This window comes from Proteus sp. G2669, assembly GCF_009915245.1.
GTDB lineage: Bacteria > Pseudomonadota > Gammaproteobacteria > Enterobacterales > Enterobacteriaceae > Proteus.
The window spans coordinates 28104-44822 of record NZ_JAABLX010000055.1 but is presented as its reverse complement, the minus strand read 5'-3'; the positions used below and the strand labels follow the sequence as shown (position 1 = coordinate 44822).

Annotated in this window: 16 protein-coding genes; 6 read left to right on the top strand and 10 right to left on the bottom strand. The window is 38.6% G+C overall.

Annotated features, from left to right (window positions below; translation table 11 throughout):
• Positions 1 to 2: 2 nt before the first annotated feature.
• Positions 3 to 290, bottom strand: a complete 288-nt coding sequence (locus GWI68_RS17705; protein ID WP_109408311.1) for a YcgL domain-containing protein — start codon at positions 288 to 290, stop codon at positions 3 to 5.
• Between the two features lie 133 nt (positions 291 to 423).
• Between GWI68_RS17705 and minC the strand changes: the two genes are divergently transcribed.
• From minC to minE, 3 genes are read left to right on the top strand one after another with little or no spacing between them, the layout of a single operon-like run.
• Complete coding sequence (gene minC / locus GWI68_RS17700) at positions 424 to 1125, top strand: septum site-determining protein MinC (RefSeq protein ID WP_166541120.1); 702 nt, start codon at positions 424 to 426, stop codon at positions 1123 to 1125.
• A gap of 22 nt (positions 1126 to 1147) precedes the next feature.
• Positions 1148 to 1996, top strand: a complete 849-nt coding sequence (minD, locus tag GWI68_RS17695) for a septum site-determining protein MinD (protein WP_166541119.1) — start codon at positions 1148 to 1150, stop codon at positions 1994 to 1996.
• Positions 1965 to 2234, top strand: a complete 270-nt coding sequence (gene minE, locus GWI68_RS17690) for a cell division topological specificity factor MinE (RefSeq protein WP_023582089.1) — start codon at positions 1965 to 1967, stop codon at positions 2232 to 2234. The genes minD and minE overlap by 32 nt, the downstream gene beginning before the upstream one ends.
• Before the next feature lie 369 nt (positions 2235 to 2603).
• Here the strand turns inward: minE and rnd are convergent, their stop codons facing one another.
• The 5 genes from rnd to GWI68_RS17665 all read right to left on the bottom strand — a co-directional run bounded on the left by rnd (position 2604) and on the right by GWI68_RS17665 (position 9231).
• Complete coding sequence (rnd, locus tag GWI68_RS17685) at positions 2604 to 3722, bottom strand: ribonuclease D (protein ID WP_166541118.1); 1119 nt, start codon at positions 3720 to 3722, stop codon at positions 2604 to 2606.
• 98 nt (positions 3723 to 3820) lie between these two features.
• Entirely contained in the window at positions 3821 to 5509 is a 1689-nt protein-coding gene (gene fadD, locus GWI68_RS17680; protein ID WP_109408103.1) for a long-chain-fatty-acid--CoA ligase FadD, read from the bottom strand.
• 301 nt (positions 5510 to 5810) lie between these two features.
• The gene (locus tag GWI68_RS17675) at positions 5811 to 6407 is read right to left on the bottom strand and encodes a Slp family lipoprotein (protein WP_109408102.1); all 597 of its coding nucleotides are present in this window, start codon (positions 6405 to 6407) and stop codon (positions 5811 to 5813) included.
• 86 nt (positions 6408 to 6493) lie between these two features.
• Positions 6494 to 7195, bottom strand: coding sequence for a tRNA (adenosine(37)-N6)-threonylcarbamoyltransferase complex dimerization subunit type 1 TsaB (gene tsaB, locus GWI68_RS17670; RefSeq protein ID WP_166541117.1), 702 nt, complete (start codon positions 7193 to 7195; stop codon positions 6494 to 6496).
• Positions 7196 to 7287: 92 nt separating this feature from the next.
• A complete protein-coding gene (locus tag GWI68_RS17665; RefSeq protein WP_166541116.1) occupies positions 7288 to 9231 on the bottom strand; it encodes an ATP-dependent DNA helicase in 1944 nt (647 codons plus the stop codon).
• Positions 9232 to 9314: 83 nt separating this feature from the next.
• On the opposite strand from GWI68_RS17665, the gene GWI68_RS17660 reads away from it, so the two are divergent.
• Positions 9315 to 9659: a RidA family protein gene (locus tag GWI68_RS17660; RefSeq protein WP_072068200.1), complete on the top strand. Its 345-nt coding sequence runs from the start codon at positions 9315 to 9317 to the stop codon at positions 9657 to 9659.
• Positions 9660 to 9727: 68 nt separating this feature from the next.
• On the opposite strand, the gene GWI68_RS17655 is transcribed toward GWI68_RS17660, so the two are convergent.
• From GWI68_RS17655 to zwf, 4 genes are all read right to left on the bottom strand, one after another.
• Positions 9728 to 10702 (bottom strand): lysozyme inhibitor LprI family protein, encoded by a 975-nt coding sequence (locus GWI68_RS17655; RefSeq protein ID WP_166541115.1) that lies wholly within the window; start codon positions 10700 to 10702, stop codon positions 9728 to 9730.
• 260 nt (positions 10703 to 10962) lie between these two features.
• A complete protein-coding gene (gene mdtI, locus GWI68_RS17650; RefSeq protein WP_006536614.1) occupies positions 10963 to 11295 on the bottom strand; it encodes a multidrug/spermidine efflux SMR transporter subunit MdtI in 333 nt (110 codons plus the stop codon).
• Positions 11296 to 11297: 2 nt separating this feature from the next.
• A complete protein-coding gene (gene mdtJ, locus GWI68_RS17645; protein ID WP_072064011.1) occupies positions 11298 to 11738 on the bottom strand; it encodes a multidrug/spermidine efflux SMR transporter subunit MdtJ in 441 nt (146 codons plus the stop codon).
• A gap of 577 nt (positions 11739 to 12315) precedes the next feature.
• Positions 12316 to 13791 carry a glucose-6-phosphate dehydrogenase gene (gene zwf / locus GWI68_RS17640; protein ID WP_166541114.1) on the bottom strand — a complete coding sequence of 492 codons (1476 nt, stop codon included), beginning with the start codon at positions 13789 to 13791 and terminating at the stop codon, positions 12316 to 12318.
• A 351-nt stretch (positions 13792 to 14142) separates the two neighbouring features.
• Between zwf and GWI68_RS17635 the strand changes: the two genes are divergently transcribed.
• Positions 14143 to 14985 carry a MurR/RpiR family transcriptional regulator gene (locus GWI68_RS17635; RefSeq protein WP_109408097.1) on the top strand — a complete coding sequence of 281 codons (843 nt, stop codon included), beginning with the start codon at positions 14143 to 14145 and terminating at the stop codon, positions 14983 to 14985.
• 231 nt (positions 14986 to 15216) lie between these two features.
• Positions 15217 to 16659 carry a pyruvate kinase gene (gene pyk / locus GWI68_RS17630; RefSeq protein ID WP_109408096.1) on the top strand — a complete coding sequence of 481 codons (1443 nt, stop codon included), beginning with the start codon at positions 15217 to 15219 and terminating at the stop codon, positions 16657 to 16659.
• Positions 16660 to 16719 lie beyond the last annotated feature (60 nt).

Here is a 16719-nt window from a genome sequence, read left to right as displayed (position 1 = left end):
ATTTATTCAGTTTTTTCTGATTTTTTTAATTCATCTAAATAAGCATTTAACATACTTTCGACAGGTGGTGGAACTTGTAAGTAAAAACCCTGCTCAACTAATGCTTTTTTAACTTTTTCAATGTCGGCATGCGCTAAACGCTGTCTATCCGCGAGATTGAGCAACATTGCAAATTGAGGTTCACCAAAACTTTGTAATAATTCGTCCGGAATTCGAGAAAAATCATCCTTTTTTTCGATGTATAAATAAGTTTGATCACGTTTGGTACTACGATAAATTGCACAAATCATTTTCATTAAACTCTAATTATTAAAATAAGCGACTTGCCTGAATATTTTAGTAAATATAACATGCTTATATACTTTCGTAATATCGTCTCTGGTTTTTTGTGCCAGATTATAAAAAATTTACTGAGTCAGATAGATGTCAAACACGCCCATTGAGTTAAAAGGCAGTAATTTTACCCTTTCGGTACTTCATTTAAATGATGGAACACCGAAAGTTATTCGTCAGGCAATTTCAGAAAAAATTGCACAAGCGCCTCAATTTCTGAAAAACGCGCCTGTGGTTATCAATGTCTCTGCATTAGCAGGTGACAATATTGATTTTAAAAAACTGAGGCGAATTGTAGAAGATGCTGGCTTACGTGTCGTGGGAATTAGTGGTAGTTCAGACGCTCAACAGAAAGAAGCGATAATTGCCGCACAGTTACCTATCTTAAATGAGGGTAAAATAGCTAAGCCAACAACTCAGGCAAATAACGATAAAACGAATGAAGCACCTTCAGCTGTGCGTCAAAAAACAAAAATCATCCATACTCCTGTACGTTCAGGACAGCGCATTTATGCTCAAAATAGCGATTTAGTGGTTATTAGTAATGTGAGTGCAGGCGCTGAATTAATTGCTGATGGTAATGTTCATGTTTACGGCATATTGCGTGGACGTGTACTGGCCGGAGCATCGGGTGATCAAGAGAGTCATATTTTTTGTACACATCTGTCTGCTGAACTTGTTTCCATTGCTGGCCAATATTGGCTAAGCGATCAAATTCCTACAGACTTTGTTGGTAAATCAGTACAACTGAGTTTGCAAGAGAATGAATTAACAATCGAGAACTTAATTTAGAGCATCGACAAGGAATCACTCCATGGCACGCATTATTGTTGTTACGTCAGGTAAAGGTGGGGTTGGTAAAACAACTTCCAGCGCGGCCATTTCTACCGGCCTCGCTCAAAAAGGTCATAAGACGGTTGTTATCGACTTTGATATTGGGTTACGTAATTTAGACCTTATCATGGGTTGTGAACGTAGAGTTGTTTATGATTTTGTTAACGTTATTCAGGGTGATGCCTCTTTGAATCAAGCATTGATTAAAGATAAGCGTACAGAAAACCTATTTATACTCCCTGCTTCACAAACAAGAGATAAAGACGCGCTCACTCGTGATGGTGTAGAACAAGTATTAGATGAACTCGATGAAATGGGTTTTGATTTTATTATTTGTGATTCTCCTGCAGGTATTGAAAGTGGTGCATTAATGGCCCTTTATTTTGCAGATGAAGCAGTCATCACAACAAACCCAGAAGTTTCATCTGTACGTGACTCCGACCGTATTTTAGGCATTCTTGCCTCTAAATCACGTCGTGCTGAGCGCGGTGAAGATCCAATTAAAGAACATCTGTTATTAACACGTTATAATCCAGGCCGAGTGAGCCGTGGTGATATGTTAAGCATGGAAGATGTTCTTGAAATTCTATGCATTCCACTTTTGGGTGTTATTCCCGAAGATCAATCTGTTTTACGTTCATCTAACCAAGGTGAACCAGTTATTTTAGATAGCGAGTCTGATGCAGGTAAAGCTTATTCAGATACAGTAAATCGTTTGTTAGGTGAAGAACATCCATTCCGTTTTATTGAAGAAGAGAAAAAAGGCTTTCTGAAACGCCTTTTTGGGGGGGTAAAAGATGGCTTTACTAGATTTTTTCCTGTCGCGTAAAAAGTCGACAGCTAATATTGCCAAGGAGCGTTTGCAAATTATCGTCGCTGAACGCCGCCGTGGTGATAGCGAGCCAGCTTATTTACCTGATATGAAAAGAGATTTATTAGGTGTTATCTGTAAGTATGTGCAGATAGATCCAGAGATGCTTTCTGTTCAATTTGAACAAAAAGGTGATGATATCTCTGTATTAGAGCTAAATGTGACCTTACCTGAAAGCGAAGAACCAACAAAGTAAATCATATTTTACGCTTTACATAAGCCATTATTCACAGAGCCAACCATGAACTATAATTAATTTGATTGGCTCTGTGTTTAATTATATACAAATTGAATTCACCTGAATGCGCAAATAGCGCTATATCTCGTTGCTATTTTAATCATTGGTGATAAGTCACAGGAGCCATTTTATTCCGCAATAACATGTTTCTCTATTTAATGCATTTGTTACTCTCACCTATTCTTATAGGCGTTTTTTTGTGCATAAAAAATAAGAGTCTCTAAAGAGACTCCCATTATTCTTTGCTGTTTACTTTGACTATTGCATCTATTTACGGTGCTACACATATCTGTTTCATATTAGATAGAAAATAAATGCTCAATAAAATTAAGGATATTGCGCCAGAATTTCAGATACTTTCTCTTCTAGTAATGCTTTACGCCAGCGTGAAATAAGTTCCGGTTTCCCTTCTTTTATTTTCCAATGAATACTCAATAATTGGTTAATCTGTCTTCTTGATGCCAATAGCTCGGGGTTATATCGTTCCCCTTCACTAATTTCTTGAATAACCGCCTTGATAGCTTTAAATGCTTTTTTATAGTTTGGCTGTTCAATAATATTGCTAATAGATTCAGGGCAATCTTCATCTTTAATTTCTTTCGCCTTCGCAACAAAATCTAATAAGCGACGACCATGGCAACGGATCTCTTGTCCAGAGAGTGACAATGCATCTAATTCTGCTAAAGAAGAAGGAAGATAACGAGCAACAGACCATAAATGCTCTTCTCTCACAACGAAGTTTAATGCCATATCACGAGCTTTAGCTTGATTTAAGCGCCATTGAGCAAGCATTTGTAAACAGGCTAACTGTTGGCCTTTTAATTGCCATGCATTGCTAATCTCACGGTAAGCAAGCTCAGGCACTACAGTTTCTTGACGGCGTTCTGCTATCATTTCACATTCATCAGTTATCGCGTCCATATAACCAGCGTCTTGTGCTTCTGCAATAAGCTTTTTAGCGAGAGGGAGTAAATAGAAAACATCACCACTGGCATATTGGCACTGTTTTTCCGTTAAAGGGCGAGCTAACCAGTCAGTGCGCGATTCACTTTTATCTAACGCGATATCTTCATATTTCTCAACTAACGTTGCAAATCCACAAGAAATCGGATAGCCCAAAAAGGCAGCAACTACTTGAGTATCAATCATTGGTGTGGGAACACAACCAAATTGGTGGGAAAATACTTCGAGATCTTCGCTCCCTGCATGGAGATATTTCATGATGTTTGGATCAGTTAATAATTCAACAAAGGGAGCCCAATTTGTTATTGCTAGGGGATCAATAAGAGAGATCTGTTTACCATCATACATCTGGATCAAACCAAGATGTGGGTAGTAGGTACGTATGCGGACAAACTCTGTATCTAATGCGATTTGTGAAGCTTGTGATGCAGCTTTACAAGCGGTTTCTAATGCAGTGTCTGTCGTAATCAATTGATAATTCAAAACAGGTTTCTCTTGTTTTTATGTCTAATGACTTTTTATGTAATGACAAAAACGCCGGTATAAACCGGCGAAATTGAAAAAGGTTATTGAGTGTTGTATCAAGATTCAGTTGAGGTTTTCAACTGTTTTTCTTCATTTCTTAACTCTCTGCGTAAAATTTTACCGACATTAGATTTTGGTAATTCATCACGAAACTCAATAATTTTAGGTACTTTATAACCAGTTAAATAGCGACGACAGTGTGTTTTTACCTCATCTTCCGTCAATGTAGGGTCTTTTTTCACAATAAAAATCTTAACTGTCTCACCTGAACTTTTACTCGGTACACCAATTGCCGCTGATTCTAATACTTTAGGGTGAGCCGTAACCACTTCTTCAACTTCATTGGGATAAACGTTGAATCCTGAGACTAAGATCATATCTTTTTTGCGGTCAATAATGCGAATAAAACCTTCGTCATCCATTGTTGCGATATCACCCGTTGCAACCCAACCATCGTGTAAAACCTCGTCAGTGGCATCAGGGCGGTTCCAATATCCTTTCATGACCTGAGGTCCACGAACCCACATTTCACCGCCTACAGTGCGGTCAACTTCGTTACCTTCATCATCGATAAACTTAACGTCAGTTGAAGGTACAGGTAATCCAATACTACCACTGTATTTTTTCAGATTATAAGGATTACCAGTGACCAGAGGAGAACATTCTGTCAGGCCATAACCTTCTAATAAATGTTTGCCTGTTAACTCTTCCCACTCTTTGGCGACACTGCTTTGTACTGGCATGCCACCACCAACAGAAAGATTTAGTTTGGAGAAATCAAGTTGACGAAATTCAGGATTTTGCAACCAAGCGTTAAATAACGTGTTTACACCTGTAATAGCCGTGACAGGGTAACGCCCTAACTCTTTAATAGTACCTTTCACGTCACGTGGATTAGTGATCAATAAGTTTTTGCCACCAACCTCAATAAATAGCAGACAGTTAACCGTTAAAGCAAAGACGTGATACAGCGGTAATGCCGTTACCACCAGCTCTTTACCTATATGTAATGCAGGTACATAAGCCGCTTTTGCTTGTTCAAGATTTGCCAACATATTGCGATGCGTTAGCATGGCTCCTTTAGCAATACCTGTTGTTCCCCCTGTATATTGCAAGAAGGCTAAATCTCCTCCTGTAATTTCAGGTTTAATATATTGCATACGATAGCCAAAATGCATTGCTCTACGAAATGAAATGGCATCAGGCAAATTATATTTAGGCACTAATCGTTTGATATATTTAACAACAAAATCGACTAATGTTGCTTTAGGTCGAGATAGCTGATCACCCATTCGGGTTAAAATAACGTGTTTAATACTGGTATTAAATACGATTTTTTCGAGTGTATGTGCAAAGTTAGAGACTATGACAATGGCACTTGCACCACTATCATTTAATTGATGTTCAAGTTCTCTTGGTGTGTAAAGTGGATTTACGTTTACGACAACCATACCTGCACGAAGAATACCGAAAAGCGCGATAGGATACTGCAATAAATTAGGCATCATTAAGGCAACACGATCACCTTTTTTCAATCCTAAGCCATTTTGCAGGTATGCTGCAAAAGCACGGCTACGCTCTTCAAGTTTGCGATAAGTCATGACCTCGCCCATATTGATAAAGGCGGGTTGATCTGCGTAATTTGCGACAGCGTTTTCAAGCATCTCAGCAAGGGATGCGAAACGGTCCGGGTCAATTTCAGCCGGGACATCTGCCGGATAACGTTTAAGCCAGACTTTTTCCAAAGTAGTACTCCTGATTAATCGCACTTCCTGGGTTAATATTATGTTTCATTTTTAACAAAGTATTAACTCATCCTACCAGCACAAACAATTTTCTGTTGTGAAGATGCGAAGTGTGTCACTAAATATTTTATTTTTAGATTAACAAAAAAGAAGGCGGTCAAAACCGCCCTCTCTTTTATTTTTATTCAACTTTAATAACGCTATTAGATAGTTACCCAATATATTATAGATATCAATTATACACCGTTTCACCCAAATGGAGATGAAATATTATATCGTCATGCGATCACAAACCCAGTTTTTATTCTAAAATGGGCACGACCTGACCAGTTCCATATGGATATCCACCATAACCACCATATCCATGATGATAACCCCAATATGGGCCATCACCATAATATCCCCATGTCATAACAGGCGCTGGCATAATCACTTGCTGTGTCAAAGTCCAACGTTTCATTCCTGTTACATCCATACGTAAAAATGGATAGCTTGCTTCTCCGACTTTCCCTGTTTCAACACCTTTAATCGTTCCAACTACCGTTACATATTGGTTTTTATAATCTGTGGGATCTAAGAAATGCATGACATTTGCATAGAGACGTCCAATAGACGGTTGTTGTAATTCAGGTGCCGCATCATATTGAGAAAGGGGCATAACGGCAATTTCTAGCTGTGTGGATGATTGAAGGTTTTTAACATCAATCACACGTCCGCCAAAACGACCTTCTTGACCTACATAAAGTTCAGGCGCTACAAAAATACCATTTAAATCAGTGACAGGCGTTGCTGATGTTCCTTTTATTGATTCAGGTATTGAGACACATCCCGCTAGAAACAAAGCACCAGATAAAAATAGCGCTTTGCTTACCAAACGGTAGTTTAATTGTCTTTTCATAAACCACCTCATTGCAAGTCATTATTGACGTCACTCTATAATACTATTATAGCTTTACTCTGTAATTTCTAATAGATACTCATAATCTATTCACGACCAGGTAGTTTTTTCCACGTAACTTCGTTACGTAAATAAACAGGTTCAGCCTCTTCCACTCTTGTAGCTTTTCCTTCATGCCAAGCAGCAACGGCAAGCGGTAGCATATCTTGTGCTGCCGGCAATGTAATATCAGTTTCAACAACGGTAAAAAGTAATCCATTTTTTAATTCAGGATAGGCTTGCCAACCCGTACCCGCCATTGCCCAAGTACCCGTGGTTGATTGTAAGGCTTCAACAAAGTGTTCAGGTTTCATCACTGCTTCTGTTTCTTCGCCTAACCAAATCCCTTCGTCATTACGTTGATATTGAGCACAATAAATTTCACCCATACGTGCATCTATTGCAACCAAAACCTGCTTGATCCCTGTTGTTCTAAATACACCTTCTGCCATGGTGGCAAGTGATGATATGCCAATCATAGGTAATTCAGCACCCAATGCGATACCTTGTGCAACACCGACGCCAATACGAACCCCAGTAAAACTACCTGGACCACGCCCAAAGGCAAGGACATCTAATGATTGCAATGTTAAGTTCGCTTCTTCTAAGGCGCTTTTGACCATAGGTAAAATCTTTTGTGTATGTTCACGAGGTGAGATTTCAAAACGTGAAGCAACAACGCCTTCATTCCAAACTGCAACTGAACAGGATTCTGTTGCAGTATCAATTGCTAAAATTCGCAGTGACACGCCATAACTCCGGCAAATTCGATAATTAAAAGAGAAAGAATAATATCATAATAGTGTTCAGCAGAATAAACACACATTCTGTGCGATCGCTATTATGAACCCGATATTTCTTGTATTTCATCATGCTGTGCGCGTTGGCTCAAAAATTCCATCGTTTTCTCAAGCGAGCGTGTGCGTGGCGATGGAGGCAAACTGCTTAAAAAAACCTCGCCATATGCACGAGAAACTAATCTATCATCACACACTATAATTGCGCCATAATCGTGTACATCACGAATTAATCGTCCAACACCTTGTTTTAAACTAATTACAGCATCAGGAATTTGCACATCTCGGAATGCATCACCACCTCGTAATTCACAATCTTCAATACGTGCTCTTAATAAAGGATCATCAGGTGCTGTAAATGGTAATTTATCAATAATCACGCAAGACAGCGTATCGCCACGCACATCCACACCTTCCCAAAAACTTTGAGTCGCCACTAAAAGCGCATTTCCTGATGAAACAAATTTTTGCAGCAATTGCGTTTTACTCATTTCACCTTGCATCAATACAGGTAATGGCAAACTGGCTTTAAACTCTTCGGCAAGCCCTCGCATCATGGCATGTGAAGTACAGAGGAAAAAACAGCGGCCTTGATTCTTTAAAATGACAGGCGTTAGCATAGCGGCTAAACGTTTCGCCGTATAAGGCTGATTTAAGGGAGGCAAATAACGTGGGACACACAATAATGTTTGATGTTGATAATCAAACGGGCTGTTTAAAATCAATGTTGTTGCGTTTTCTAAACCTAGCCTATCTGTGTAATAGGACATTTGTTCATTTACAGAGAGTGTTGCCGAGGTAAATACCCAACTACTTTTATGTGATTTAATTAATTCACGAAATTTATCTGCAACAGAAAGTGGCGTAATAGCGAGTAAGAAATGGCGACCGTAACTTTCAAACCAGTAACTATAGCCCGGGATTGTGGTATCAATCAGCCGTTTTAAGCGATTGCGGTAAACGGTGGCACGTTCAAAAGCACTATCAAGTAATTGGCTGCGCCCTAACGAGAGTTTCATTACGTCATAACTCAGTTCTAAGGCATCATCCAGTAACGTTAGAAAACGTTTTGTTTCGCCACCTTGCAATAACTCGCGTAAATTTCCACGATAACCCGTCTCACCTAACGCTAAGCGAAAATCCATCACCATTTGCGTTAATCTATCAGCACTTTTTTGCAACTGAATTTGATCACGAACTTCTGTGCGATAAGCAACAGTCATATCTCTGGCGAGATCAAAAAGCTGTCTACTGGTAAGTTGTTGACCAAAATAGTGGCTGGCAATATCTGGTATTTGATGAGCTTCATCAAAGATCATAATTTCAGCCTCCGGAATTAGCTCACCAAAACCCGTATCTTTAACGACAGTATCCGCCATAAATAAATGGTGATTAACTACCACGACATCCGCATCCATTGCTTTTTTACGCGCGCTTAAAACATAGCACTCTTTGTAGCGAGGACAATCACTCCCTAAACAGTTATCGTTGGTGCTCGTAACTAAAGGCCAAACTCGGCTATCTTCTGCAACACTATGACAACGGCTAACATCACCATCTTCTGTCTGTGTTGACCATTGGCGTACATACATCACATCAGATAATACTTCTGCTTCCAGATCACCACCACTGAGCATTTGTTGATCGAGTCGCTCTAAACACAAATAATTTGAACGTCCTTTTAATAAGGCGGTGTTGCCATCATAATTAATTGCTTCAATGATTGTCGGTAAATCCCGACTATAGAGTTGATCTTGTAAGGCTTTAGAGCCTGTTGAAATAATGGTTTTTTTACCTGAACGCAAAGCAGGTACAAGGTATGCATAGGTTTTCCCTGTTCCCGTACCAGCTTCCGCAATAAGTACACCCTGCTTATCAATAATATCTGTTATTGATTTCGCCATTTGTCGTTGAGCTTCACGGGGATGAAATCCAGGAATAGTTCGGGTTAAAATCCCGTTTTCTGCAAAATCGTCTGACACAGGCATACTCTTTTTATAAAATAAGACGTAAATTATGCCAGTGGATAATCAAAAGTACCACCTATGCCGTTAATACAAAGGAGAACTCAATGACAATTAAACGTATCGACCCTGAAGATCGCTGGTCTGAAGCGGTTATTCATAATGACACTATTTATTACACCGCTGTACCAGAAAATTTATCGGGCGATATTATTGAACAGACAGCAGATACATTAGCGGCAATCGATGTCTTATTACAACGAGTAGGTTCTGATAAAACCCAAATTCTTGATGCGACAATCTTTTTAGCTGATAAAGCCGATTTTGAAGGGATGAATAAAGCATGGGATGCTTGGGTTGCTAAAGGTAGTGCACCTGTACGTTGTACAGTGCAAGCACAATTAATGCATCCTGAGTATAAAGTCGAAATTAAAATTATTGCGGCAATGTAAATATATTTATAATAAGCACCTACTTTTATAGGTGCTTATTTTCTTTGATTTAACCTATTTTTATAATGTTATTTTAACTCAGGTATCCTATTTTTTATTGTCTCGGCATGACAGCGGTATATTTTGGCTAATTTTTCATCACCACCTTCAGATGTAACTTTTCCACAAATAAGATCTTTATTTTTTATCCACTGACGCTGACCTAATAATAAAGCTTTTCTTTGTTCACTACTTAAACTTTGCCATCTATTATTTAATTCAGCATCTGCTGTAAGAAAATCTTGTTTTGCTTGAGAAAGTGAAAGTTCTGGTGTTTCTTGCGCTTCTTGCAAAGCTTGTCTTTGACGACGAACTTCTTGTTGCTCTAACGCCTGTTGGCGTAGTGATTCTTGCTCTGCTTGTTGGTCTAATAATTGTTGTTGACGATTCAATTCTTGCTGTTGGCGAAGTTCTTCTTGTTTCTTTTGTAATTCTTGCTGTTGCTGTTGTTGCAATATTCTTTGCTGTTCTTTAATCGGTTTTATTATAGATAGAGTAGAAACAAAAGCAGCACCATTCGAAATACTATTTCTTGGCGCAATATTTACGAATACTGTTTTATTATCATCAGTTGGCTGAGCACTATAATCTATTCTCGCAGAGAAAGTATTCGCGTTTTGCTCTAATGATAAAGTTTCAAGAGTTTTATCAAGATTACTATTGAATTCAGTACGATAATAATCATGTAATATTTCATAATTATTTGCAGGTATAGTCATTGACACCATTGCAGAACATGACTTCATCGTACTATTAGGATCGTTCGCTTTAGTCATTATTTCAGACACATTAAAACTAATCTCTTCTAATGTTGCTCGTTTTAATTGATTTGTGACATCAGAATAATTACTTGTTTGTCGAGAAATTTCTTCTAGTGTTGTTTTTTTTAAAGCATCTTTAAAAGCAGATTGTGTTAATTCTGAAGAACAACCAATAGGTTCTGTTTTTTCACCACAAGCTGTTAATAATAAAGGAAAGCATAGAGCGATATATTTCATTTTCATTGTCATTTTCCGATAATCTCAAGCAATCACATTTTAAAGTAAAAATAGTTAAATATATTTTATATTAAATATATTTAATTTCACTTTATTTAACTGATATCAGAAACACAATTTTGACTCAAAAAATAGAACAATAATATTTTAGGTATAAAAATAAAGGGCTGAGTTCAGAAAAACTCAGCCCTTGGTTGTTTTCTAATTTTACTGTGATATTAATTTTATTGCTCTTACCTATTCATTACTCATTGCATTAAGTAGATTTAGGCAAATTTAATCATTACCATACCAACCAGTAATAATATAATTCCACCCCATCCTTTATAATTGAGTCTCTGATTAAATAAAATCCAACCGGCAGCGATAGTAGCAATAATGCCGAATGCTCCCCAAAGTGCATAAGCAACTGAAAGTTCTATCCCTTTCACTGCCATTGCCAGCGCACTAAAGGCCCCTAACACACAAACCAGTGATAATATTCCTAATCCCATTCGGCTAAAGCCGTTAGACATTTTTAAGAATATATTCGCAACAATCTCAAGCACTACGGCAAGTATTAGGAATGCACCATGCCACCATTCAAATTGAGCTAACATAATTAAGCCTCCTTGATATTGGCAGGAATTGGCTTATTCGCTCCTTTTACGGCACTTGCAACGTGCTTGGCTTTACCCGCGATACTTTTTACCGAGTCAGTTGTTTTCTTAGCAACAGTCGATTTTTTAGTACCTGATTTGATAAGCGTGATCCCTGCAATTAACATCGCTAGACCACCTAACTTTAATGGTGACAGCGATTCACCAAACCACAGAACGCTGAATGTCGTAATAATGACAATTCCAATACCTTCCCATAGTGCATACGCTACACCTAATGCCACTTTCTTAACGGCTATGGCTAAAAAGATATAGGAAGTGGCAATCATTAACCACATCACTATCATGCCAGTATAACCACCACTTACACTGGCGTACTTCATTGATAAAGTACCAATAACTTCACAAACGATAGCTAATGCTAAAAATATCCAATAAATCATTTTTTCATCTCTCATACACATTTGAAATACGCCGAAACGTTTCTTGCGCAGGAAGATAGAGAATATGTAGATAGTCTTTCTGGCGGCAATAAAAGCCGAACGTTAAGGCAACGTCATTTCCTGATTGCGTCAGGAATTAAGATGAGAGATTTCTATAATGCGCCACACCAGTAGTGTTCGCTGGATAAAATAGCAGAAAGGAATAACTTATAGGTAGAACGTTTAACTTTGACGCTTTTGGCGCTAGTCATGATTATTTATTCTTTCATCGCACAGACCATCCGCACGATATACTCCGAACCCTCATATAAGATGGTTAAATGTTACATGATATTTCTATCATGCCGAATTATTTAAAGCAATGCCTTTTTGCAAAATATTTTTGTTAATTGATTGGTTTTATTTAAGTTTTAGTTTCTAACCAAAATCAGATTGCATAGTTAATCAGTGTTTTTACGATCCTTCAGTAGTTTTATTCATCTCAATTGCTGTAATTATGCTTAAAGATATTTGTCTGATACAAAAACACCCAACTATGCTGGGTGTTTTTTTCTTTAGAATGGATAATCAAAATCAGTTATTCAATTTCATTCCAAGAGCGACCATCACGGGTGATCATTGCAACAGATGCCACTGGTCCCCAAGTACCTGCTTGATATGGCTTAGGCAGTTCATTATCACACTCCCATGCGTTAATGATTGAATCTACCCATTTCCAGGCTTCTTCCACTTCATCACGACGCACGAATAGCGCTTGGATCCCACGCATGGCTTCTAACAATAAGCGCTCGTAAGCATCCGCTAAATGTGTTTGATTGAATGTTTCAGAGAAGCTCAAGTCCAGTTTGGTTGTTTGTAAACGGTGTTTATGATCGAGTCCCGGAGCTTTATTTAGCACTTCGATATCGATACCTTCATCTGGCTGTAAACGAATAGTTAGCTTATTTTGAGGTAACTCTTGGTAAGTTTCACTGAAAATATTCAGCGCAGGCTTTTTAAAATAAACCACAACTTCTGAACATTTACTTGGTAGGCGCTTACCCGTTCTTAAATAGAAGGGAACCCCTGCCCAACGCCAGTTATCAATATCCGCACGGATAGCAACAAACGTTTCTGTATGACTAGCTTTATTTGCACCCTCTTCATCAAGATAACCTGGTACTTTTTTACCTTGTACAAAACCACCTGTATATTGCCCACGAACCGTTTTTTCGCGAATATTAGTGTTATCAATACGGCGTAATGAACGTAAGACTTTCACTTTTTCTTGACGAATACTGTCAGCGGTTAAATCAGCGGGTGGTGACATTGCAATCATCGTTAAGATCTGCAACAAGTGGTTTTGCACCATATCACGCATTTGACCCGCTTGATCGAAATATCCCCAACGCCCTTCAATACCCACTTCTTCTGCAACCGTAATTTGGACATGATCAATCGTTTTATTGTCCCAATTATTAACAAACAGTGAGTTTGCAAAGCGCAGTGCTAATAGATTTAAAACTGTTTCTTTACCTAAATAGTGGTCGATACGATAAATTTGGCTCTCTTTAAAGTATTTAGCCACACTATCATTAATAGAAACCGAAGATGCTAAGTCTGTGCCCAATGGTTTTTCCATCACAACACGGTTTGGCTCTTTATTAAGTTTTGCATGGCCTAAACCTTTACACATCGCACTAAAGGTACTTGGTGGCATTGCAAAGTAATAAATAGCCGGTAATTTGTCTTGTTTGAGGTGCTTTGATAGCTCAATGAAATGGTCTGTTTCATTGACATCAAGATTACAAAAATCTAAGCGATCACTTAAACGCTGCCAAATTTCAGGATTAATTTCTTCTTTTAAAAAGGTTTTTAATGCTTCATGGGCAACATTTTTATATGCCTCAGCATCCCAATCAGCACGACCTACACCAATAATGCGAGAGTCAGGGTGAATATATCCTGCTTTTTCCAATTGATATAATGATGGAATAAGCTTACGGCGTGCTAGATCCCCTTTCGTACCGAAGATAACCAGATCACAGGCCTGAGCAGTCGATATCGCTGCCATAGTACGTCTCCTCATGATGAGATTTTGTAATTTTGTTACAGAATTTTGTATTAATGTACTCTTTTGGATGTATTCAGTAAATACGCTCGCACATTTTAGTCTCTAACTTACCATACATATTGTAACGCTTCATTTTATGTCTAGTGTTTTATCCTTTCTTGTAACTTTACAACAGTTTTGTTTCTGGTTTTCAGCTTTGAAAGTTAGACACACGTCATACTTTAACGAAAAAAGCCCTGTTTACCGATGGTTTACACTGCAAGCCTTGTTCTTTGCGTAGTATATTTTCATAAAACCGTTATAGATTTCTCCTTTTATTGAAATTGGCAAAGCCAAGGATCTGTATATTTAATGAATATATTGGAAAGGGTTCAGTCTAATCTGGACATCTTGAGCAAATCAGAAAAAAAAGTTGCAGAAGCTGTTTTAACTGCGCCACAAACTGTTATCCATTCTAGTATTGCCTTAATGGCTAAAACGGCTGATGTCAGTGAACCCACGGTTAATCGTTTTTGCCGTCGCATGGCAACCAAGGGATTTCCTGATTTTAAATTACAATTAGCACAAAGCATTGCCAATGGCACACCTTATGTAAATCGTAATATTGATGATTCTGATACAGTATCTTCTTATACCAATAAAATTTTTGAATCCGCCATGGCGGGACTTGAGAACGTTAAAAATAATATTGATATCGCCGCAATCAATCGTGCTGTTGATATTTTGACGCAAGCTAAGAAAATCTCTTTTTTTGGCTTAGGCGCATCAGCCGCTGTGGCTCACGATGCCATGAATAAGTTTTCTCGTTTTAATATTCCTGTCACTTACTTTGATGACGTTGTTATGCAACGTATGAGTTGTATCAATAGCACTGATGGTGATGTTGTCGTGGTTATCTCTCATACGGGGCGGACTAAAAATCTCGTGGAAATAGCTAAAATTGCGCGTGAAAATGATGCCGCAGTGATTGCTATTACAACACCCGGCTCACTTTTAGCCTCTGAAGCCACCCTCCCTATTTTACTTGATGTACCTGAAGATACTGATATCTACATGCCAATGATCTCCCGCCTTGCACAACTCACTATTATTGATGTTCTCGCGACAGGATTTATTTTACGTCGAGGACCAAAATTCAGAGATAACTTGAAGCGCGTCAAAGAAGCTTTACGTGATTCACGGTTTGATAAGTAACCGTTTTTAATTATTCTGTTAGTATTGTCACACTTCCTATTGTGCCCCTGACTAGATAACTTTTTGAAAACTGGTAGCATATCTGCGAGCTAACTCTCGCATATAATGAAAACAGTAGTGTATGTTGCAATTAGCTTGATGCGTTTCACTTAACATATTGGATAAAATATTGTCTAATTTCTGTTTTATCCAATAGCCAACACCTTTCGTTCAAGGTCAACGGAGTAATACATGTCCAGACGGCTCAGAAGAACAAAAATTGTTACCACCTTAGGCCCAGCAACAGATCGTGATAATAACTTAGAAAAAATTATTATTGCTGGTGCAAATGTTGTTCGATTAAATTTCTCTCATGGTTCTGCGGAAGATCATCTTGCTCGTGCTAATCGTACGCGTGAAATTGCAGCAAGACTTGGTCGCCATGTTGCTATTCTTGGGGATTTACAAGGCCCCAAAATCCGTGTTTCTACATTTAAAGACGGAAAAGTTTTCCTGAATGTCGGTGATAAATTCTTGCTTGATGCCGCCCTTGAAAAAGGCGAAGGCAATCAAAATCAAGTCGGCATTGACTATAAAGGCCTACCTGCCGATGTAGTTCCTGGTGATATTCTACTGCTCGATGATGGTCGCGTTCAGTTAAAAGTTCTCAAAGTTGATGGACTAAAAGTCTTTACTGAAGTCACTGTGGGTGGTCCTTTATCTAATAATAAAGGAATTAACAAGCTCGGTGGCGGTCTTTCCGCAGATGCATTAACAGAAAAAGATAAACAAGATATTATTACGGCAGCTAAAATTGGTGTCGATTACCTTGCTGTTTCATTTCCAAGAACAGGTGAAGATCTTCACCTCGCTCGGCGTTTAGCTCGTGATGCAGGTTGTGAATGCCAAATTGTATCTAAAGTAGAGCGCGCTGAAGCAGTAGCTAATGATGAAATTATCGATGAAATCATTATGGCATCAGATGTTGTGATGGTAGCTCGTGGTGATTTAGGCGTTGAAATTGGCGATCCTGAACTTGTTGGTGTACAGAAAAAATTAATTCGTCGTGCTCGTCAGCTTAATCGTGTTGTTATCACTGCTACTCAAATGATGGAGTCAATGATAACAAATCCAATGCCAACACGAGCAGAAGTTATGGACGTTGCTAATGCCGTGTTAGATGGTACTGATGCTGTTATGCTTTCTGCAGAAACTGCAGCAGGACAATACCCAGCAGAAACCGTCGCTTCAATGGCACAAGTCTGTTTAGGGGCTGAAAAAATGCCTGCGGCTAATGTTTCTAAGCATCGATTAGATATGGTGTTTGATACTGTGGAAGAAGCCATTGCGATGTCCACCATGTATGCTGCTAACCATATGAAAGGCGTTAATGCGATTATTGCGATGACAGAATCAGGTCGTACCGCGCGCATGATGTCTCGTATCAGTACTGGTTTACCTATTTTCTCAATGTCTCGCCATGAGAAAACACTAAACCAAACGGCACTTTATCGTGGCGTGACACCTGTTTATTGTAGTACGCATACTGATGGTATTGCTGCAGCTAACGAAGCAATTGCTCGTTTACGTGATAAAGGTTTCTTAGTTTCTGGTGATTTAGTGTTAGTCACTCAAGGTGACCTTATGGGTACAATCGGTAGCACTAATACATGCCGTATTTTGACGGTTGAATAATACCGAGCTATAAAGCTTAACAGTAAAACGGGCACTTAATTAAGTGCCCGCTTTATTTAC